The sequence below is a fragment of the Arthrobacter arabinosi genome (assembly GCF_054511115.1).
Map to the genome: position 1 here is coordinate 135,989 of NZ_JBTNDF010000004.1, position 20,234 is coordinate 156,222.

Annotated in this window: 17 protein-coding genes and 2 tRNA genes; 12 read left to right on the forward strand and 7 right to left on the reverse strand. The window is 68.2% G+C overall.

Features of this window, described 5'->3' with window-relative positions; genetic code table 11:
* Positions 1 to 58 precede the first annotated feature (58 nt).
* From gyrB to ACX80P_RS12055, 7 genes are all read left to right on the forward strand, one after another.
* Entirely contained in the window at positions 59 to 2,098 is a 2,040-nt protein-coding gene (gene gyrB / locus ACX80P_RS12025; protein ID WP_459278332.1) for a DNA topoisomerase (ATP-hydrolyzing) subunit B, read from the forward strand.
* A gap of 141 nt (positions 2,099 to 2,239) precedes the next feature.
* A complete protein-coding gene (gyrA, locus tag ACX80P_RS12030) occupies positions 2,240 to 4,909 on the forward strand; it encodes a DNA gyrase subunit A (RefSeq protein WP_459278333.1) in 2,670 nt (889 codons plus the stop codon).
* On the forward strand, positions 4,906 to 5,439 hold the full coding sequence (locus tag ACX80P_RS12035; protein ID WP_459278335.1) for a DUF3566 domain-containing protein: 534 nt from the start codon (positions 4,906 to 4,908) through the stop codon (positions 5,437 to 5,439). The genes gyrA and ACX80P_RS12035 overlap by 4 nt, the downstream gene beginning before the upstream one ends.
* A gap of 87 nt (positions 5,440 to 5,526) precedes the next feature.
* Positions 5,527 to 5,600: transfer RNA gene (locus tag ACX80P_RS12040), tRNA-Ile, on the forward strand.
* Between the two features lie 38 nt (positions 5,601 to 5,638).
* On the forward strand, positions 5,639 to 5,755 hold the full coding sequence (locus ACX80P_RS12045) for a DLW-39 family protein (RefSeq protein ID WP_459278336.1): 117 nt from the start codon (positions 5,639 to 5,641) through the stop codon (positions 5,753 to 5,755).
* 48 nt (positions 5,756 to 5,803) lie between these two features.
* A tRNA-Ala gene (locus ACX80P_RS12050) sits at positions 5,804 to 5,876 on the forward strand.
* Between the two features lie 90 nt (positions 5,877 to 5,966).
* A complete protein-coding gene (locus ACX80P_RS12055) occupies positions 5,967 to 6,884 on the forward strand; it encodes a DMT family transporter (protein WP_459278337.1) in 918 nt (305 codons plus the stop codon).
* Positions 6,885 to 6,982: 98 nt separating this feature from the next.
* Here ACX80P_RS12055 and ACX80P_RS12060 read toward each other — a convergent pair whose 3' ends face one another.
* A complete protein-coding gene (locus ACX80P_RS12060) occupies positions 6,983 to 7,963 on the reverse strand; it encodes a hypothetical protein (RefSeq protein WP_459278338.1) in 981 nt (326 codons plus the stop codon).
* Positions 7,964 to 8,126: 163 nt separating this feature from the next.
* Here ACX80P_RS12060 and ACX80P_RS12065 point away from each other — a divergent pair, with 163 nt between their 5' ends.
* Both ACX80P_RS12065 and ACX80P_RS12070 read left to right on the forward strand, forming a co-directional pair.
* Positions 8,127 to 8,669: a peptidylprolyl isomerase gene (locus ACX80P_RS12065; protein ID WP_459278339.1), complete on the forward strand. Its 543-nt coding sequence runs from the start codon at positions 8,127 to 8,129 to the stop codon at positions 8,667 to 8,669.
* Between the two features lie 242 nt (positions 8,670 to 8,911).
* The gene (locus ACX80P_RS12070; protein WP_459278340.1) at positions 8,912 to 9,550 is read left to right on the forward strand and encodes a rhomboid family intramembrane serine protease; all 639 of its coding nucleotides are present in this window, start codon (positions 8,912 to 8,914) and stop codon (positions 9,548 to 9,550) included.
* Positions 9,551 to 9,813: 263 nt separating this feature from the next.
* On the opposite strand, the gene ACX80P_RS12075 is transcribed toward ACX80P_RS12070, so the two are convergent.
* The gene (locus tag ACX80P_RS12075; protein ID WP_459278341.1) at positions 9,814 to 10,062 is read right to left on the reverse strand and encodes a cell division protein CrgA; all 249 of its coding nucleotides are present in this window, start codon (positions 10,060 to 10,062) and stop codon (positions 9,814 to 9,816) included.
* Positions 10,063 to 10,239: 177 nt separating this feature from the next.
* Here ACX80P_RS12075 and ACX80P_RS12080 point away from each other — a divergent pair, with 177 nt between their 5' ends.
* The 3 genes from ACX80P_RS12080 to ACX80P_RS12090 are packed head-to-tail and all read left to right on the forward strand — an operon-like array spanning position 10,240 to position 11,867.
* A complete protein-coding gene (locus tag ACX80P_RS12080) occupies positions 10,240 to 11,052 on the forward strand; it encodes a class E sortase (protein WP_459278343.1) in 813 nt (270 codons plus the stop codon).
* A gap of 5 nt (positions 11,053 to 11,057) precedes the next feature.
* A complete protein-coding gene (locus ACX80P_RS12085; protein ID WP_459278344.1) occupies positions 11,058 to 11,219 on the forward strand; it encodes a hypothetical protein in 162 nt (53 codons plus the stop codon).
* Positions 11,220 to 11,222: 3 nt separating this feature from the next.
* Positions 11,223 to 11,867, forward strand: a complete 645-nt coding sequence (locus tag ACX80P_RS12090) for an aminodeoxychorismate/anthranilate synthase component II (protein ID WP_459278345.1) — start codon at positions 11,223 to 11,225, stop codon at positions 11,865 to 11,867.
* Here ACX80P_RS12090 and pknB read toward each other — a convergent pair.
* The 5 genes from pknB to ACX80P_RS12115 are packed head-to-tail and all read right to left on the reverse strand — an operon-like array spanning position 11,864 to position 20,209.
* Entirely contained in the window at positions 11,864 to 13,849 is a 1,986-nt protein-coding gene (gene pknB / locus ACX80P_RS12095) for a Stk1 family PASTA domain-containing Ser/Thr kinase (RefSeq protein WP_459278346.1), read from the reverse strand. The genes ACX80P_RS12090 and pknB overlap by 4 nt on opposite strands.
* A gap of 34 nt (positions 13,850 to 13,883) precedes the next feature.
* On the reverse strand, positions 13,884 to 15,704 hold the full coding sequence (locus ACX80P_RS12100) for a protein kinase domain-containing protein (RefSeq protein WP_459278347.1): 1,821 nt from the start codon (positions 15,702 to 15,704) through the stop codon (positions 13,884 to 13,886).
* Positions 15,701 to 17,143, reverse strand: coding sequence for a peptidoglycan D,D-transpeptidase FtsI family protein (locus tag ACX80P_RS12105; protein ID WP_459278348.1), 1,443 nt, complete (start codon positions 17,141 to 17,143; stop codon positions 15,701 to 15,703). The genes ACX80P_RS12100 and ACX80P_RS12105 overlap by 4 nt, the downstream gene beginning before the upstream one ends.
* Positions 17,140 to 18,570, reverse strand: a complete 1,431-nt coding sequence (locus ACX80P_RS12110) for an FtsW/RodA/SpoVE family cell cycle protein (protein ID WP_459278349.1) — start codon at positions 18,568 to 18,570, stop codon at positions 17,140 to 17,142. Before ACX80P_RS12110 ends, ACX80P_RS12105 begins: the two co-directional genes overlap by 4 nt.
* Positions 18,563 to 20,209, reverse strand: a complete 1,647-nt coding sequence (locus ACX80P_RS12115; protein WP_459278523.1) for a PP2C family protein-serine/threonine phosphatase — start codon at positions 20,207 to 20,209, stop codon at positions 18,563 to 18,565. The genes ACX80P_RS12110 and ACX80P_RS12115 overlap by 8 nt, the downstream gene beginning before the upstream one ends.
* Positions 20,210 to 20,234 lie beyond the last annotated feature (25 nt).

Genomic DNA, 20,234 nt, shown 5'->3' on the forward strand with positions numbered 1-20,234 from the left:
TCCAGCTGAGGAGCCGTCTACGCCTGTGGCACACGAGAACGAGTTGAATGCAAGCGACGTGAGAATAGGCGACGGCGAGTCCCCGATCCTCGAGGCGGCCACGGAACACGCCTACGGTGCCAGTGAGATCACAGTGCTCGAAGGTCTGGAAGCGGTCCGGAAGCGCCCGGGGATGTACATCGGATCGACCGGTCCTCGCGGTCTCCACCACCTCGTCTACGAAGTCGTGGACAACTCCGTCGACGAGGCGCTGGCGGGGTACTGCGACCACATCGAGATCTCGCTCCAGTCCGACGGCGGCGTCAAGGTCGTCGACAACGGCCGAGGAATCCCCGTGGACATGCATCCCACTGAGGGCCGGCCGACCGTCGAAGTGGTCATGACCATCCTCCACGCGGGCGGCAAGTTCGGCGGTGGCGGCTACGCGGTCTCCGGCGGCCTGCACGGCGTCGGCATCTCCGTCGTCAACGCCCTGTCCAAGCGCGTCGAGACCGAGGTGCGCCGCCAGGGCCACGTATGGCGCCAGTCCTTCGGGGACGGTGGCAAGCCGGTCGGTGAGCTGCGGAAGGGCGAGGAGACGTCGGAGACGGGAACCACGCAGACGTTCTACCCCGACGACACCATCTTCGAGAGCACGGAGTTCGACTTCGAGACGCTCCGCGCGCGCTTCCAGCAGATGGCTTTCCTCAACAAGGGACTGCGCATCACGCTCACCGACGAGCGCGTCGACGCTGTGGAGACCACCGAGGTCGCGGAGGTCGACAGCGCCCAGGAGTCCGACGGACAGCCGAAGCACCGCTCCGTCGTGTACCTGTACGAGAACGGGCTGCTGGACTACGTCCACCACCTCAACTCCTCCAAGCGCGTGGACGTCATCCACCCCGACGTGATCGCCTTCGAGACCGAGGACACGGACCGCAAGATGGCCGTGGAAGTGGCCCTGCAGTGGACATCGGCGTACTCCGAGAGCGTGCACACCTACGCGAACACGATCAACACCCATGAGGGCGGCACGCACGAAGAGGGATTCCGTGCGGCGATGACCACGCTGATCAACAAGTACGCGCGCGAGAAGAACATCATCAAGGAGAAGGACGACAACCTCACGGGTGACGACATCCGCGAGGGCCTCACCGCCGTCATCTCCGTCAAGCTGTCGGAGCCGCAGTTCGAGGGCCAGACGAAGACCAAGCTCGGCAACTCCGAGGCGAAGGGCTTCGTGCAGCGCGTGGTCACCGACCAGCTCGGGGACTGGCTGGAGCGCAACCCCGGACCGGCCCGCGATGTCATCCGCAAGTCGATCCAGGCCTCGCAGGCACGCCTCGCGGCCCGGAAGGCGCGTGAGTCCACGCGCCGCAAGGGACTGCTGGAGTCCGGCGGGATGCCGGGCAAGCTGAAGGACTGCCAGTCCAAGGATCCCGCGCGGTCGGAGATCTACATCGTCGAGGGTGACTCGGCCGGCGGCTCCGCGGTCCGGGGACGGAATCCCGAGACCCAGGCGATCCTCCCCCTCCGCGGGAAGATCCTGAACGTGGAGCGGGCCCGCCTCGACCGCGCGCTCGGCAACAGCGAGGTCCAGGCCATGATTACCGCGTTCGGTGCGGGGATCGGCGAGGACTTCAACGTGGACAAGGCGCGGTACCACAAGATCGTGCTCATGGCCGATGCCGACGTGGACGGCCAGCACATCACCACGCTTCTGCTGACCCTGCTGTTCCGCTACATGCGGCCGCTCATCGAGAACGGCTTCGTGTACCTCGCACAGCCCCCGCTGTACCGGATCAAGTGGTCCAACGCGAAGCACGACTACGTGTTCAGCGACCGGGAACGCGACGAGGTCATCAGGATGGGCGTCGCGAACAACCAGCGGCTCCCGAAGGACAACGGGATCCAGCGGTACAAGGGTCTCGGCGAGATGGACTACACCGAGCTGTGGGACACCACCATGGATCCGGACCACCGCACCCTGCTGCAGGTGACCATGGACGACGCCGCCGCCGCCGACCAGGTGTTCTCCGTGCTCATGGGCGAGGACGTCGAGTCCCGCCGCAACTTCATCCAGCAGAACGCCAAGGATGTGCGTTTCCTCGACATCTGAGGTCCTACACCCGGCATCCTGCCGGCGCAATGAGATTCGCTCGTTCCCCGCGAATATCAAGGCGCCTCCACAGGACGCCGTGTACCGGCCTGCAGTCGAGCGACCTTTGTGGCTGAAAACCATCACGAACGGAACTGATTCATGAGTGACGACATCACCGGCAACGGACCTGACGAGCCCATCGAGGGCGAGGTCCTGACGGACCGCGTCGAGCAGGTCGACCTGCAGACGGAGATGCAGCGGTCCTACCTCGACTACGCGATGGCGGTCATCGTGGGCCGGGCGCTGCCCGACGTACGCGACGGGCTGAAGCCCGTGCACCGCCGCGTGCTCTACGCGATGTTCGACGGCGGCTACCGGCCGGACCGCTCGTTCAACAAGTGCGCCCGCGTGGTCGGTGAGGTCATGGGCCAGTACCACCCGCACGGCGACTCGGCGATCTACGACGCCCTGGTGCGCCTCATCCAGGACTGGACGATGCGCTACCCGCTCGCGCTCGGCCAGGGTAACTTCGGATCGCCGGGCAACGACGGCGCCGCCGCGCCCCGGTACACCGAGACGAAGATGGCACCGCTCGCCATGGAGATGGTGCGCGACATCGACGAGGAGACCGTCGACTTCCAGGACAACTACGACGGCAAGAACCAGGAGCCGACGATCCTCCCGTCGCGTTTCCCGAACCTGCTCGTCAACGGGTCCTCCGGCATCGCCGTCGGCATGGCCACGAACATCCCCCCGCACAACCTCCGCGAAGTGGCCGACGGCGTCCAGTGGTACCTCGAGAACCCGGACGCCACGAAGGAGGAGCTCCTCGAAGCGCTCATCCTGCGGATCAAGGGACCTGATTTCCCTACCGGCGCCCAGATCCTCGGCCACAAGGGTATAGAGGACGCCTACCGCACGGGCCGCGGATCCGTCACCATGCGCGCCGTCGTCAACGTCGAGGAGATCCAGAACCGGACGTGCCTGGTCGTCACGGAGCTGCCGTACCAGGCCAACCCCGACAACCTCGCCATCAAGATCGCGGAACTCGTCAAGGACGGCAAGGTCAGCGGCATCGCCGACCTCCGTGACGAGACGTCGGGGCGCACCGGCCAGCGCCTCGTGATCGTGCTGAAGCGTGACGCCGTCGCGAAGGTGGTGCTCAACAACCTCTACAAGCACACGCAGCTGCAGGACAACTTCAGCGCGAACATGCTCGCGATCGTCGACGACGTGCCCCGCACCCTCAGCCTCGACGCGTTCATCCGCCACTGGGTGACCCACCAGCTCGAGGTCATCGTGCGCCGCACCCGGTACCGGCTGCGCAAGGCGGAGGAGGAGGCCCACATCCTCCGCGGCCTGCTGAAGGCCCTCGACGCCCTCGACGAGGTCATCGCCCTGATCCGCGCCTCGTCCACGACGGACGAGGCCCGCGACGGCCTGATGGGGCTGCTCTCGATCGACGAGCTCCAGGCCACCGCCATCCTCAACATGCAGCTCCGGCGCCTCGCGGCCCTCGAGCGGCAGAAGATCCAGGACCGCCACGCCGAACTGGAAGCGATGATCACGGAGTTCAACCGGATCCTCGCTTCCGAGGACGTGCAGCGTGGCATCGTCAGCACGGAGCTCACGGAGATCGTGGCCAAGTTCGGCGACGACCGCCGCACCGAGATCCTCAGGGGCTACGACGGCGACATGAGCATGGAGGACCTGATCCCCGAGGAGGAGATGGTCGTCACCATCACCCGCGGCGGGTACGTGAAGCGCACGCGGAGTGACAACTACCGCCAGCAGGCACGAGGAGGCAAGGGCATCAGGGGCGCGCAGCTGCGCGGGGACGACGTCGTCGAGCATTTCTTCGTCACCACCACCCACCACTGGCTCCTGTTCTTCACCAACCTGGGCCGCGTGTACCGCGCGAAGGCGTACGAGCTCGTCGAGGCCGCACGGGATGCCAAGGGCCAGCACGTCGCCAATCTCCTGGCCTTCCAGCCCGACGAGACGATCGCCCAGGTCCTGGACCTGCGGGACTACCAGCAGTCGCCGTACCTGGTCCTCGCGACCAAGCGCGGACTGGTGAAGAAGACCCGTCTCGAGGACTACGACACGAACCGCACAGCCGGCGTGATCGCCATCAACCTGCGGGACAACGACGAACTGGTCTCCGCACAACTGGTGTCCGGTGACGACGACATCATGCTCGTCTCCCGCAAGGGGCAGTCGCTGCGGTTCACGGCCGACGACGACGCCCTGCGGCCCATGGGGCGCGCCACTTCGGGCGTGACCGGCATGAAGTTCCGCGCGGACGACGAACTGCTTGCCGCGAACGTGGTCAAGGACGACTCCTACGTCTTCATCGTCACCGAGGGCGGCTTCGCGAAGCGGACCAGGGTGGACGACTACCGCGTGCAGGGCCGCGGCGGCCTGGGCATCAAGGTCGCGAAGCTGGCCGAGGAGCGCGGGGACCTCGTCGGGGCGCTCGTCGTCCAGGAGGAGGACGAGGTCCTCGTGGTCATGGGCGGCGGCAAGGTGGTGCGGTCGGCGGTGGCCGGCGTACCCGCGAAGGGCCGCGACACCATGGGAGTCATCTTCGCGAAGCCCGACAGGACCGACCGCATCATCGCGGTCGCACGGAACAGCGAACGGAGCGTCGCGGTCGAGGAGGGCCTCATCGAGGATCCCGCCGAGGCGAGCCCGGACGTCGACGTGATCGGCACGCTCACCCCGCAGGACGATCCTGCAGAGTTCACAGCCGATGAAGTACGGTTGTCGACAGAGGAAACGGCTGAGCCAGACGCTGAGTCGCCGGAACACGGAGGTAGCGAGTGAGCTCGGCCAACACCAACCCGCGGTCACCCAGCGGTCAAGTGCGAACGTCCGGGGCGCCGCCGCGCGTGGGTGCTCCCGCTCGCCCCGCCCAGCGGCCAGCATCCGGCGGACAGCCCGTCCGTCCGGGACAGCGCCCCGGCCTCGTGAAGCCGGCCCCGAAGGCCAAGGCCCGCAAGGCGCGGCTGCTCGTCAGCAAGGTCGATCCGTGGTCGGTCCTGAAGATGTCGTTCCTGCTGTCGGTCTCCCTCGGCATCGTCACCGTCGTCGCGTCCTTCGTCATCTGGACCGTCCTCGACCTGACGGGCATCTTCGACGGCGTGAACGAACTGCTCCGCGAGATCGGAGGATCGGAGAGCGGTGGCTTCGACCTCCGCCAGTTCGCCTCACTGCCGCAGGTGCTGTCCTTCGCGACGATCATCGCCGTCGTGAACGTCGTCCTCCTGACCGCGCTCGCCATGCTCTCGGCCGTGCTGTACAACATCTCGTCCACGCTCGTCGGGGGCATCGGCGTCACGCTGACCGACGACTAGGAGACCGGCCCCTTCGGCGCCTGGAGGGCGATTTGAAGAATGCCGAGACACTACTGTAAAGTCGTATCTCGGCCCGAAGAGGTATCGGGGCGTATAGCTCAGGCGGTTAGAGCGCTTCGCTGATAACGAAGAGGTCCCAGGTTCAAGTCCTGGTACGCCCACGGATCCACCACTCGCAGGTGACTGCAAGGAGACTGTCGTGAAGAAGTTGCTCGTTGCAGCAGCGGCTGCCGCAAGTGTCCTCGTGTACAAGCGGTGGATGGATTCGGAGAAGAGCAAGAGTGTCTGGAGCAATGCGACGGACGAGGTCGCTTAGCTCCAGGGAACGACGTCCGATGTGAAGACATCGGGCGGAGCCGCATTCGGGGGCATGGCGCAATTGGTAGCGCACCTGCTTTGCAAGCAGGGGGTTCGGGGTTCGAGTCCCCGTGCCTCCACCGAAGAGGAAAGTCCCGGCCGGTGGCCGGGACTTTCCGCGTTCAGAGGGTGAGTGACGGGCTGCCGACGCGTTGCCCTACAGTTGCCGGGTGACCATTTTCCTCTCGATCCTCGGCGTCATCGGGGTGTCGGCTTCCGGACCGATCATGGCGGCGACGGCGGCCCCGGTCCTCGCCATCGCGTTCTGGCGCAACCTGCTCGGCGCCGTCCTGATGGGAGGGCCGGCGGTCATCTCCCGGAGGTCCGAATTCGCCTCGCTGACCCGGGCGGAGTACCGACAGCTGGGCATCGCGGCCGTGGCCCTCGCCCTCCACTTCGCGTGCTTCATCACGGCTTTGAAGCTGACGTCCGTCGCGGCAGCCACGGCCCTGGTGTGCCTGCAGGTCGCATGGATCGCGCTGTTCAACGCCCTGCTGGGATCCAAGCCGCAGGCGGCGGTGGTGGCAGGGCTGGGAGTGGCCTTCGTCGGCGTCCTCATCATCACCGGCTTCGATCTCTCGCTCTCGCGGGAGGCTCTCCTGGGCGACCTGCTGGCCCTCGCCGGGGGCGCCCTCGCCGCGGTCTACCAGATGGCCGGGGCGTCCGCCCGACGCACCATGTCCACGGGAACGTACACCACGCTCTGCTACGGCGCCTGCGCGGTGATCCTGGTGGTCCTGTGCGCCGCCACCGGGCAGCCCCTCGTTGGTTTCAGCCCGGCGGCCTGGCTGGGGATCCTCGGTGTGACGCTGCTGGCGCAGATCATGGGACACTCCGTCTTCAACCATCTCCTTGCAGTCATGAGTCCGCTGGTGGTCTCGATGATCATCCTGCTCGAGATCCCGGGAGCCGCCATCCTCGCCGCCGTGTTCCTCGATGAGCAGCTTCCGGTGGGGACCTACGGCGGGCTCGTCCTCATCCTGGTGGGTCTCGCCGTCGTCATCCGGGGCCAGCAGCGCCGGAAGGCACGGCGCCTGTCCGCCGAAGCAGAGGCGGCGACCCCGCCGCCGGGCCTGGGCGGCGAGTAAAATGTCTCCCACGGAATATACGATGCCGTAACCGCCATCGGGCAGAAAGGAACCCCCGGTCGACGACCGGGGGTTCCTCGATGCAGGGTGTGCTCGGGTCAGGCCTTCGGCTCGTCCGTCGTGGCGGAGCGCTTGGCCGTCTCCGTGACGTCCTTCGCCTTGTCGGCGACCTTCTTGGCGGCGTCAGCGGCATTCGCCTTGGCGTCATCCTTGGCGTCGTTCGCGGCCTTGGCCTTGTCGTCGCTCTTGGCAGTGGTCTTGCTCTGACCCTCGGAGGTCGCGGCGCGGTCGGCCGCCTCCTTGATGGAGGTGACGACATCCTTGGGCTCTCCGGTCTTCCCGCTCGACACGGGGGCAGACGTCGGCTTGACCGGTGCCGGCGTCGCCTTGATGGGAGCCGGTGTCTTCCAGGGATCCTCGACCGGCTTCGATGCCCGCCAGGCGGCGACCCCGGCAATCACGGCGCTCGCGATGATCCCGAAGAGCAGCCAACCCTTGCCCTTCTTCTTGCGGGAGCCGCTCTTCTTCAGGTCCTTGGACGCCTGGAGTGTGGCGGCGACCAGGCGCTTCTGCGCATTCTTGACCGCCTTCTTGTCACCCGTGATCCTGATGACGACATTCTCGACGGCGGTCGGAACCTCCGCGGAGGCGAGCGAGCGGGACGCGGTGTCCGCCGCCTCACCCAGCCTGGTGGACAGGGCAGGCAGGTAACCGTCGACCACCTTGACCTTCGCCGAGTTGAGCGCCGGGGTGGCCTTGTCCAGAGTTCCCTGGATCTTCGGCGTGGTGTCATCGATGACCTGCGAGATACGCGGGCCGACCTTGTCGATCCCGTCCTGGATCTTCGGGGTCACGACGGCGATTCCGCCGACGATACCGTCCGTGGCCTTGCGGACGGTGTCCTGGAGTGCGGGCCCGGCGGTCTCGATGCCCTTGTCCCACCGGGGCTTCGCCCAATCGTAGGCGGCATCGACGCGAGGCGTGGCCCAATCCCGGGCGGCTGCCAGGCCGGCAGCGGCCGCCAGGCCGAGAGCGACGCCTTCCTCGAGTTCGTGGGTAGTGCGTACGTTCTTCTTCACAAAAACCTCCAAGGGGTGGTTACTCGTTTTGATCAGCCTACGTTGCATGGGCAGAGCGTGCTATCCGGCGGCAGGCGGGGCGCTCCGCGTGATGGCCGTTTCACTGTGCGCTGAAAGGCCACACCCCAGCTTATTGTCAGATACCGCATGGAAGAATGGCCTGATGACTGCTATTCCGACAGCTAAAGCGACCATCCATACCAACCAGGGCGACATCGAGGTGAACCTCTTCGGCAACCATGCGCCGAAGACGGTCAGGAACTTCGTGGGACTCGCGACGGGCGAGATCGCCTGGACCCACCCGCAGACCGGCGAGGAGAGCAGCGCTCCCCTGTACAACGGGACCATCTTCCACCGGATCATCAAGGATTTCATGATCCAGGGCGGGGACCCGCTGGGCCAGGGCGCCGGCGGCCCCGGCTACAAGTTCGACGACGAGATCAATCCGGATCTCTCCTTCAAGGAGCCCTACAAGCTGGCGATGGCCAACGCCGGCACCCAGGGCGGGCGAGGTACGAACGGCTCCCAGTTCTTCATCACCTCCGTCCCCACCACGTGGCTGCAGGGCAAGCACACCATCTTCGGTGACGTCACCGACGAGGCGTCGCGCTCGGTGGTCGACAAGCTGAACGCGATCGCCACCGACATGCGGGACAAGCCCCTCGAGGACGTCGTCGTCAAGAGCATCACCGTGGAACAGCTCTAACCCTGATGTCCTACGGTGTCCCCGCGCCCGACGCCGGCAGTCGGCAGGCACCGGTCTGCCCGCGGCACCCTGATCGCACCAGCTATGTGAGGTGCCAGAGGTGTGAGAGGCCTGCGTGCGCCGAGTGCCAGCGGCCTGCGGCGGTCGGGTTCCAGTGCGTGGACTGCGTGCGGGAGCAGGCTGCCCGTGCTCCGGTCCACAGGACCGCCTTCGGCGGCGTCGTGCGCGGGGACGGAACCGTCGTGACCTACACGCTGATCGGGATCTGCGTGGTGGTCTTCCTGCTGCAGCTGGTGCTGCCGGGGATGACCAGTGCCTTCGTCTACGCTCCGTTCTTCACCGCCGGGGTGGACGGTGCGGTTCCGGCCCAGCCCTGGCGCATGCTGACGGCGGCGTTCCTCCACTCGCAGGGTTCGTTCCTGCACATCGCCTTCAACATGTATGCGCTCTACATCCTCGGCAGGGTCCTCGAGCCGGCTCTGGGACGGGCGAGGTTCCTCGCCCTGTACCTGATCTCGGCCGTCGGCGGATCCGTCGGCGTCCTGCTGTTGTCGGGGAATCCCGTCCAGGGGGTGGTCGGCGCCTCCGGCGCGGTGTTCGGCCTGTTCGGGGCGCTGTTCATCGTCCAGCGGAAGCGTGGCGGGGACGTGCGCCAGATCGTCGTCCTGATCGCGATCAATGCGGCACTGGGGTTCCTGGTGCCGTCGATCGCCTGGCAGGCACATCTCGGCGGCCTCGTGGTCGGCGCTGCGTGCGCCGCAGTGATCGCCTACGCCCCGCGCGGTCCGCGTCAGGCGGGCCTCCAGTGGCTGGGACTCGGGGTCGTCGTCGTGTTCCTGGTCCTGCTCACCCTCCTGGGGGTCTCGCTCCTGCCGTTCTAGGCGGGTGCCTCGGTGGACGGATTCGGGGAGGGTCGGTGCGTACAGCACCGGCCCTCCCCGAGTTTTCCACAGGGCTTATCCACATAGGGGATAACTTACACACATGTAATTCCACACCTGTGGATAAGCGGCGCCCGGATTTTCGGGGCTATCCCTGAACCATCAACAATCCTGTGCACATCTGTGGATAACTTTCTGCACACCGTGTGCACAACGCGGGGAGGGGACCGGTGCCCCACGGCGGAACCGCCGGCACGGCGTCGCTAGCGCCAGCGCGTCGTCATGAGGAACCCGACGATCGCGATGCCGAAACCGGCGAGGATGTTCCACGACCCCCAGGCCTCGACGGGGAAGCGCGATTCCGAGATGTAGAACGTGATGATCCAGAGCAGCCCGATGATCATGAGCCCGAACATGACGGGCTTGTACCAGGCGGGGTTCGGTTTGGGCTGTGAGGACGTCACGGCGGGGACCGCGGCTCGGGCTCTCTTGCGGGGCTTCGATTCGGGCACTGTTTCTCCTCGACAGGGCACGGCTGCGATCAGCCGCGCCGGTGGTCATACCGGCCGCCGCGGCGTGCCCGGACCCGCAGGCTATCCTGAAGGAGAACAACGTCCGGCGGCCCGGTCATCCCCCTGATTCTAGCCAAGAACCGTCCGTGACCCGTGCAACCCAGGGCAGGAGCGGCAGTGGCAAGATCAGCCGTCGACGTCGCACCGCGCAGCCCGGTCGGGGCGCGGACGCAGCGCCGCCGTCGTACGGCGTTCCAGGTCGCCGCCCAGGTGATCGGGGAACTGCTGATCACGGCCGGGGTGATCCTCCTGCTGTTCGTCGGGTGGGAACTGTGGTGGACCAACATCGATTCCGGGATCAGGCAGGAGCAGGCGCTCGGGGAGTTCCTGTCCGACGTGCCGGACATCGAGGAAACTCCTCCGTCCTCGGCGGACGGCGGGGACCCACCGGTTCCCGGGGACTTCGGCGAGCCCGTCGTCCTTCCGCAGGAAGACCTCACCGGCACCTTCGGGGCCGTCTACATCCCCCGATTCGGCGAGGACTACTCGCGGCCGGTCACATCCGGCGTCGGGCCCGACGTCCTGGACAACCTCGGGCTCGGGCACTACCCGGGCTCCGGTGCTCCGGGGGCCCTCGGGAACGTCGCCCTCGCCGGCCACCGCCAGACGCACGGACAGGTGCTCGACCGGATCCACACGCTCGTCCCGGGCGACAGGATCCACGTCCAGACGCGGGACGGCTACTACACCTACGTCTTCCGCAACACGGAGATCGTGCTGCCCGACCGCGTGGACGTGATCGCCCCTGTGCCCGCCGATCCGGGCGCGGAGCCGGTGGACCGCATCCTCACCCTGACGAGCTGCAATCCGAGGTTCGGGGCGCAGGAGCGTATTATTGCTTACTCGGTGCTGGAATCCTGGCGTCCCTCGGATGCTGGGCCTCCGCCCGAGATCGCGGAGCAGGTAGCCCGCGCGGCAGGACAGGGATAACCAGGATGTATGGATGGGTCTTCCGGGCGCTCCCCGGGCCACTGTGGCTGCGCGTCATCCTCTCCGTGGTCCTGGCCCTTCTGGCCGTCGCGGTGCTGATGGTCTTCGTGTTCCCCTGGGTCTCCCAGTTCAACCCGCTCACCGATTCAACGATTGGTTCCCCGTAACTCATGGCTGACACCACCAGAATCCTCGTCGTCGACAATTACGACAGCTTCGTCTACACGCTCGTCGGCTACCTCCAGGAGCTCGGTGCCGAGACGACGGTGGTCCGCAACGACGACGTCACGCTCGCCGAGGCGCAGGAGATGGCCGCTTCACGCGACGGTGTCCTGATCTCCCCGGGCCCGGGTACGCCGGCCGACGCGGGGGTGTGCGTCGACCTCATCCGGTGGTGCGGAGACAACGGGAAGCCGATGCTCGGGGTCTGCCTCGGACACCAGGCACTGGCGGAGGCCTACGGCGGAACGGTCACCCACGCCCCCGAGCTGATGCACGGCAAGACCTCCCTGGTGGAACACGACGCCACCAGCGTGTTCGCCGGCCTTCCCTCCCCGGTGACTGCCACGCGGTACCACTCGCTCGCGGCCGTCAGCGACGACGTCCCGGACGAGCTGACGGTCACGGCCCGCACGGCCAGCGGGATCATCATGGGCCTCGAACACAGGAGTGCACCGCTGTGCGGCGTCCAGTTCCACCCGGAATCGGTCCTCACCGAGGGGGGATACCGGATGCTCGGCAACTGGCTCGAGTCACTGGGCCTCGAGGGCGCGTCGGCGATGTCGGACGGACTCAGCCCGCTGATCGCCCGTTAGCCGCCACCCTGGGTCGGCCTCGGCTGTGACTGATCCTTCTTCGGTCCGCCGCGCGGCGTGTCGCTCGGTTTCCCTCCCGGCTCGCTCGACGGTTCCTGGGTCGGTTCCTGGGTCGGCTCGCTCGACGGTTCCTGGGTCGGTTCCTGGGTCGGTGCCTGTGCGGGTGCCGGCGGTGCCTTCGCGACGGTGAGGACGATCTCCGTCCCCTGCGAGACCTCCGAGCGGGCCGGCTCGGACTGCGCTGTGATGATCCCGGGCTCCACGACGCTGTTCTCGGCCTCGCGGACACTGAAGGGCAGTTGGACCGCCGGGTCCTCGAGCAGGGCCTGCGCCTGGGCGACCGTGAGGTCGGTGAGCAGGGGAACCGCCACCCGGCCGTTGGAGAGCACGAGGTCCACCGCACTGCCGACCGGCACGGACTGCCCTGTCCGTGGGTTCGTGGTGATCACGCGGCCCTGCGGGACGGTGGCGCTGGTCTCCTCGGTGACCGCCCCACCCTTCATGCCGAGGTCTTCCAGCGCGTCGCGCGCCGAGGACTCCGTGAGTCCGAGCAGGCTCTCCGGAAGCACCACATTCGCCGGACCGCGGGAGACCGTGATGTTCACGCGGGAGTCCGGTTCGACGGAGGCACCTGCGGAGGGATCCGACGCGATGACGTCCCCCGCATCGACCGTCGCGTTGAATTCCTCGTCCGTGGAGGGAATCAGGCCGGCGTCCACGATGGCGTCCGTCGCGTCCGCCTCCGGCATGCCGACCAGGTCCGGCACGCTCACCGTCGCCACCTCCTGGACCGGCCGGTCGCTCATGGAGGTGATGACGAAGTAGCCGGCCGCGAGCACGAGCAGCACCGCCGCGAAGAACACCGTGGTCCAGGCCAACCGGGAGGCTCTGCGCCGTTGCTCCTGCCGGTCCTCCGGCTCGTCCCTGTCCCCCCAAAGGTCCAGCGGGCCGTCGGGGTCATCCGGCTGCTCCCGGTCGGCCGGTGGCTGTTCGCCGACCCTGTCCATGGCCCGCGTGCCCGGCCCGCCTGCTGTCGTCGTTGCCGCGACGGCACCGACGGTGGCCGGTCGTGTCCGTGATGCCGTGACGTCCATCGGCTCGGTCGTGGCACCCGCACCGGCGAGCACCACGCCGCGGCCGGCGTCGAGGAGTGCCTTCCGGAAGGTACCGGCATCCTGGAACCGGTGGTCGCGGTCCTTCTGGAGCGCCCTGGCGAGAACGGAGTCGAGTGCAGGGGTCACCTCCGGGCTGAGGCTGCTGGCGAGGGGCGGCGCTTCGCGCACGTGCTGGTAGGCCACGGAGACGGGGCTGTCGCCGACGAACGGCGGCCGGCTGGTCAGCAACTCGAACAGCAGGCAGCCGGCGGAGTACAGATCGCTGCGGGCGTCGACGGTCTCGCCGCGTGCCTGTTCGGGGGAGAGGTACTGCGCCGTTCCGAGCACGGCCTGCGTCTGCGTCATGGTGGCCTGCGAATCGGCGATGGCCCGGGCGATGCCGAAATCCATCACCTTGACGGCGCCGGCGGGCGTGATCATCACGTTGGCGGGTTTGATGTCTCGGTGGACGATGCCCGCCCGATGGCTGTACTCGAGTGCGCCGAGGACACCCGCCACATAGGTGACGCTGTCCTGCGGGGTGAGGTCGCCGGCCTTGACGTGGTCGCGCAGGGTGCGCCCCTCCACGTACTCCATCACGATGAACGGGACCCGCACCTCATGCTGCGGCCGGTCCGGGTTCTCCTCCTGGCCGGTGTCGTACACAGCGACGATGCTGGGGTGGTTGAGCCCCGCCACTGCCTGGGCCTCACGCCGGAAGCGCGCCTGGAAGAGCGGGTCCCGTGCCAGGTCCGCGCGGAGCACCTTGATCGCCACCGAACGCCCGAGCCGCAGGTCGACGCCCAGGTGCACGTCGGCCATGCCGCCGCGGCCGATCAGCTGCCGGACCTCGTACCTCCCGTTCAGGACGCGCTGGGTGGTGGTCACGGCCTGTCCTTCCCTCGCCGTCCCGACGTGCCGGTCACGGGGCGGACGTGGACGTTGCTGTCGGCGCCGGTGCAGGAGTCGGCGCCGCCGCCGCAGCCGTCGCGGGCGGCGTCGTCGGAGCTGCCGGCTGGGACGGTGGCGGGGGCGCCTGGGTCGGGGCGGGCCCGGACGAGACGATGTAGCGCACCACGCTGTCGACCGGCACCTCCGCCCCGGCCCCGGGGTCCGTGCGGAGGACGGTTCCCTCGGGTTGCTGCGACTCCTCGCTGCCGCCGTTCTCGGGTCGCAGCCCGAGGTCCACGAGGGCGGCCTCGACCTCGGCCACCGTCCGTCCCTGCAGTCCCGCCGGGACCGTGACCTGCTCCGGTCCGGTCGACACGGTCAGTGTGACGGTCTCCCCGGGGCTGAGCGCACCCACGGGGGCGAGGCCGATGACCAGACCCGCGGCGTACTCGGAGGAGGCCTGCCGCCGGGATTCCACGCGGAACCCGAGGCCCCCGAGCTCCGCGGACACCTCCGCCTCGGGACGGCCCAGGTACTGGCTCGGGGTGATGACGACCTGTTCGGCTTCGGTCGTGCTGGGAGAGGGAGAGGGTGAGGGCGATGCGGAGGTGGGCGACGGCGAGGGAGTGCGGGACGTCGCAGGGGCAGCCGTCGGGGAGACGCTCGTCTGCACCGGCGCAGGGTCCGCGCCACCGGCCAGCAGGGGCTGCAGGACGAGGAAGGCGATGGCGCCGAGGGCCAGCAGGAGAAGCACGATCAACGGGATGAGCCATGGGCTCCGGCGGTTCTCGTTCTCGTCACGGTACGGCGGGCTGGGGGCGTCGATGTCGTCCTCCGACCAGTTCCGCGACGCCGCGATGCCGGCAGCCGCACCGGCCGCGGCGGGCGCGGCGACCGTGGGCAGGGCCGACGTCGTCGGCGCCGGGACGGCCGTCGTCGCCTGCGTGTCCTGGCGCGGGACGGCGGCCGTGGCAATGCCCGTGTCCGCGGCGAAGGACAGCAGGCCCGGGACCGCCGCCTCCGCGGCACGGATGTCACCGGCGCGGATGGCGTCCACGGCGCGTGCGAGGGATTCGGCGTCGCGCGGTCGATCCGCGGGGTCCTTGGCCAGCATGGATCCGATGAGTGCCCGGACCGGACGCGGGATGGACTGCGGGAGCGGCGGCGGGGCGTCGTTGACCTGGGCGAGGGCGATTGCGATCTGCGATTCGCCGGAGAACGGGCGCCGTCCGGCGAGCAGTTCGTACCCGATCACGCCGAGCGCGTAGATGTCGGACGAGCCCGTCGCAGGCTGGCCGGTCGCCTGCTCCGGAGCGAGGTACTGCGCCGTGCCCATGACCTGGCCGGTGGCGGTCAGCGGTACCTGGTCGGCGAGCCGGGCGATCCCGAAGTCGGTGATCTTGACGCGGTTGTCCGGCATCACGAGGATGTTGCCCGGTTTCACGTCGCGGTGCACGAGCCCCTGGCGGTGCGCGACGGCGAGGGCCGTGGCGGTCTGCCCGACGATGGAGAGCGTACGGTCGGGCGAGAGCACCTGCTCCTTCTCGATGACCGCCGAGAGCGGCTGCCCGGGGACGAGTTCCATCACGAGGTAGGCGGAGCCGCCCTCCTCGCCGTAGTCGAAGACGTTCGCGATGCCCTCGTGGTTCAGCAGCGCCGTATGCCGCGCCTCGGCCCGGAAGCGGTTGAGGAACGCGGGATCGCCCGAGTACTCCTCCTTGAGGATCTTGATCGCGACGGCGCGGCCGAGGATCTGGTCCCGGGCCTTCCACACCTCGCCCATCCCCCCGATGGCGATCCGCTCGGTCAGTTCGAATCTGCCGCCCAGGGTGATGCCTGATGTGGGCCTCATCTGTTCAACACCGCCTCTATGAGTCTCTTGGCACTGGGTGAGGTCAGTTGCTGACCAGTGGGGATGTCCACGTTCTCCATCACGATCGAAAGTGCTACCTGGGGGTCGTCGGCGGGCGCGAAGCCCGTGAACCACGCGTTGTCGCCCGTCGAGGAGACCTCCGCGGTCCCGGTCTTGCCGGCCACCCGGACGCCCGGTACCTGCGCGGCGGTCGCCGTGCCGTTGTCCACCACGTTGACCATCCATTCCGTGAGCTGGTCCGCGGTGTCCCGGCTGACCGACTGGCGCAGCGACTCCGGCTGGGGGGACTCGATGAGTTCGAGATCCGCGGCCCTGATCGACTTCACGAGCTGCGGTTTCATCTGCTGGCCGTCGTTCGCTATCGCCGCGGACACCATCGCGATCTGGAGGGGGGTCACCCGTGTGTCGAACTGCCCGACGGCGGACTGCGCCAGTTCGGGTTCGCTCAGGTCCGAGGGGAAGGTACTCGCGATGACGTCGGTGGGGATGGTCATCTCCTCGCCGAAGCCGAACTTCGCTGCCTGCTCCTGGATGGCCTCCTCACCGAGATCCAGTGCGATCTGCGCGAAGGGTGTGTTGCACGACTGCTCCAGCGCGAACTCCAGGTCCGCCGTCGTCCTGCTCGAACAGCCGCCGGTGACATAGTTCGGGAGGGTGTACTCGATCCCGGGGAACTCCAGGGCGGGAGGATTCGGGATCTCCGACTGGGCGTCGTACTCCCCGGACTCGAGGGCGGCGGCCGCGTCGATGAGCTTGAACACGGACCCGGGCGAGACGAGGGACTCGGTGGCGGGGTTCGTGTAGATCGACAGGCCCGGCTGCTCGGAGAGGCTCGCCGCGTTCTCCGCGATGATCGCGGTGTCGTGCCCGGACAGGAGGTTGGGGTCGTAGGAGGGCTTCGAGACCATCGCGAGGATGTTGCCGGTCGCCGGCTCCATCACCACGATCGAGCCGCGCTGGCCGTCGGGGATCAGGTCCCAGGCGAGCTGCTGGATCTCCGGATCGATCGTGAGCTCGATGGACGCGCCCTGCGGATCGACGCCGGAGAAGAGCGTCACCACGCGGTCGTAGAACAGGGAGCTGCTGGTGCCCGCCAGGATGTCCGCCTCCGCCTTCTCGAGCTGCGACGACCCGAGGGAGAGGGAGTAGTACCCGCTCAGATGGGCATACAGTTCCGGCTTGTTGTACACACGCTGGTAGTTGAACTGGTCGTTCGAGGGCACCGACTCGGCGATGGCACGGCCGTCGACGAGGATCGCGCCGCGCTGCCGGCCGAAGTCCTGGTACAGCTGGCGGCTGTTCCAGGGGTTGTCCCTCAGTTCCTGCGCCTGGAAGAACTGCACGTAGGTGAGGGATCCCAGCACGAGGGCGAACATGCTGATCGCCACGACCCACGCCCTGCGGATGGCCTGGTTCATCGGGTGGCCTCCTTCGCGGTCCGCTTCTTGACGGGCTTGCCGCTGACTCCGAGCGCCTCGGGGAACGAATCCTTCATGGGTGCCGTCGGCGCGGGGCGGCGCGCGGCTTCGGAGATGAGCAGGATCAGGGCCACGATGAGCCAGTTCGCCAGCAGCGACGAGCCGCCGGCGGACATGAACGGGGTGGTGAGACCCGTGAGGGGGATCAGGCGCGTGATACCGCCGATGACCACGAAGCACTGCAGGGCGATCGTGAAGGAGAGGCCGCAGGCGAGGAGCTTGCCGAACCCGTCCTTCGTGCCGAGGGCGGCGCGGATGCCCCGGGAGACCAGGAGCACGTACAACATCACGATGGCGACGACGCCGATGAGCCCCAGCTCCTCTCCCAGCGCGGCGATGATCATGTCGCTGTTGGCGTAGGTCACGAGGTCGGGGCGTCCCACCCCGAAGCCCGTGCCGGCGAGCCCGCCGTTGGCCAGGCCGAACAGGCCCTGCACCACCTGCCGACTGCCGCCCGGCGCGCGGTCGTAGACCTCCGGGGCGAAGGCGTTGAGCCAGGAATCGAACCGCAGCGCGACGTGACTGAACAGCTCGAGGGCCACGAAGACGCCGACGCCGATCATGGTGAGACCGATCAGCACCCAGCTGACGCGGCTCGTGGCGACGTAGATCATGACCATGAACAGTCCGAAGAAGAGGATGGACGAACCGAGATCCCGCTGGAAGATCAGCACGCCGATGCTGACGAGCCAGGCGGCGGCCATGGGAGCGAGGTCCCTGAAACGCGGCAGCTGGAGCGGGCCGATCTTCTTGCCCGCGAGCAGGATCAGGTCCCGGTTCGTCGAGAGATACCCCGCGAAGAATATGGCGAGGGTGATCTTCGCGATCTCGCCCGGCTGGAAGGTGCCGACTCCCACCGAGATCCAGATCCTCGCGCCGTTGATCTCCAGGCCGATGGGGGGCGGGGCGAGCGGCAGCAGGAGGAGGACGGCGCTGACGATGAGTGAGATGTACGTGAAGCGGCGCAGCAGCCTGTGGTCCCGCAGCAGGATCAGGAGGACGGCGGCGGCGCCCATCGCGACAGCCGTCCACATCACCTGTTGCGGTGCGACCGGGTCGATGTCCGGGTTGACCTGGATTGCCGAGAGATCCAGCCGGTGGATCATGGCCAGACCGATCCCGTTCAGTGCAACGACGATCGGAAGGATGAGCGGATCCGCATACTTCGCCCGGAAGCGCAGGAGGACGTGCAGGAAGAGGCTCATGAGGGTGAGCGTCAGGGTCTGGGTCCAGAAGAACTCACTGAACGCCTCCTCGCGATCGACGCCGGCGAGGTAGCTGGCGGTGCTCGCGACGACGAGCGCGAGGAGGAGCAGGAGCAGTTCGACGTTGCGCCGCGACCGGGGCACGGTCAGGACATCACTCATCTGCTGCACCTTCACATTCGACGGCTGGGGACGACGCAGTCGCCTGGGGTGAGGCGGCCGCGGTGGCGGGCCGGGGCGACGAGGACGACGACGTCGACGGGGACGCAGTCGCGGTGGGCCGGGCCGTGGGGGTGGGCCGGGCTGTCGTGGTGGGTCCGGCGGTCGGGGTGGGCCGGGCTGTCGGGGCGGCCGACGCCGAGCCGGACGGCCCCTGGCGCGGGGACGCCGTGCCGGACGGCGCGGGGCCGCCGGCTGCGGCGCTGCCCGTCGAGCGCGGCGAGGGGGAGGTCGGGGACGGTGCCGGGTCGCAGCTGACGGCCCGCAGTTCACTGCGCAGGTCGCCGACGATCCGTTCGGCCTCCTCCAGGCTCACCGCCGGAAGCGTGTTCGCCAGTTGGGACCGCTGGTACTCGGGCAGGTTGGACACCGGGATGTCCGTCACCTCGTACAGCTCGCTGAGGCTGATCGGCCCGACCCGCTGGGGGACGCCCGTGTAGATCGCGACCCGGTTGTCGGAGTCCGCCACGTAGTAGCGCGTCTGGGTCCAGGTGTATCCCAGGCCGACGACGGCGATCAGGATGAGGGTCATGAGGGACAGGAGCGCGGGCACGAACCAGCGCCGCTTCCGTGCGGGTGCCTCGTCCTCGGGCTCCTCCGTGGCTTCCGGCTCCGCCCTGTGGGTCAGCATCATGGCAGCGCGCCGCTCGGTGGACCGCTGAGTCACGATCGGGATCTGGCCCGTCTCGGTCGCGAGGGCCGCGGAGCCCACGAGCACGTGGGGCCGCGTGAGCAGGTCCTGGCGGATGACGTCGGCCCGGATCGCGGCGCCGGGAAGGTCGCCGTTCCGGTCGACCCCCTGGGCGGCCGCGCCCGCGTCTGCCGGGGTCGGCGTGTCCCGTTCGCCCGCGGCCTGCCGTGCGGGCGGGATGAAGGCTGGGGGCGACGCGTCGTCGTCGTCCGCTTCGATGACCTCGACGACGGCGACGGTGATGTTGTCCGGCGAGCCGCCGGCGAGCGTCAGGTCGACGAGGGTGTCGACGCATTCGCGGATGGTGCCGGCCCGGCGCATGACCCGCTCCACCGCGCCGTCCTGGAGGACTGCGTTCAGCCCGTCCGAGCACAGCAGCCAGCGTTCGCCGGGCTCGGCGTCGAACTGCGCGAGGTCCAGCTCGGGGCTCGCGTCGACGTCGCCGAGCACCCGCATGAGGACGTTCTTGTGGGGGTGTGTCTCCGCTTCCTCGGGCCGGAGCCGCCCTTCCTCGATGAGGCGCTGGACGAACGTGTGATCCGTGGTGATCTGCTCGAAGACGCCGTTCTTGAGACGGTACGCCCGGGAGTCGCCGATGTGGGCGAGATGCAGGGTGCTGCCCTCGAGCAGGATCGCCGTGACCGTCGTTCCCATGCCGGCGAGCTGCGGGTTGGTGGCGACGAGTTCGGAGAGCAGCGAGTTCGCGGTCTGTATCTCGTCGGCCAGGTGCGTCCCGGCGTCACCGTCGTGTCCCCCGTGATCGAGGTGGACCAGGTCGAGCACGGTGGAGGCCGAGGCGACGTTGCCGCCGGCATGTCCGCCCATGCCATCGGCGACCACGGCCAGGTGGCGGCCCACGTACGCCGAGTCGTCGTTCTTCGCCCGCACCATGCCCACGTCGGAGCGGGCGGCGAAC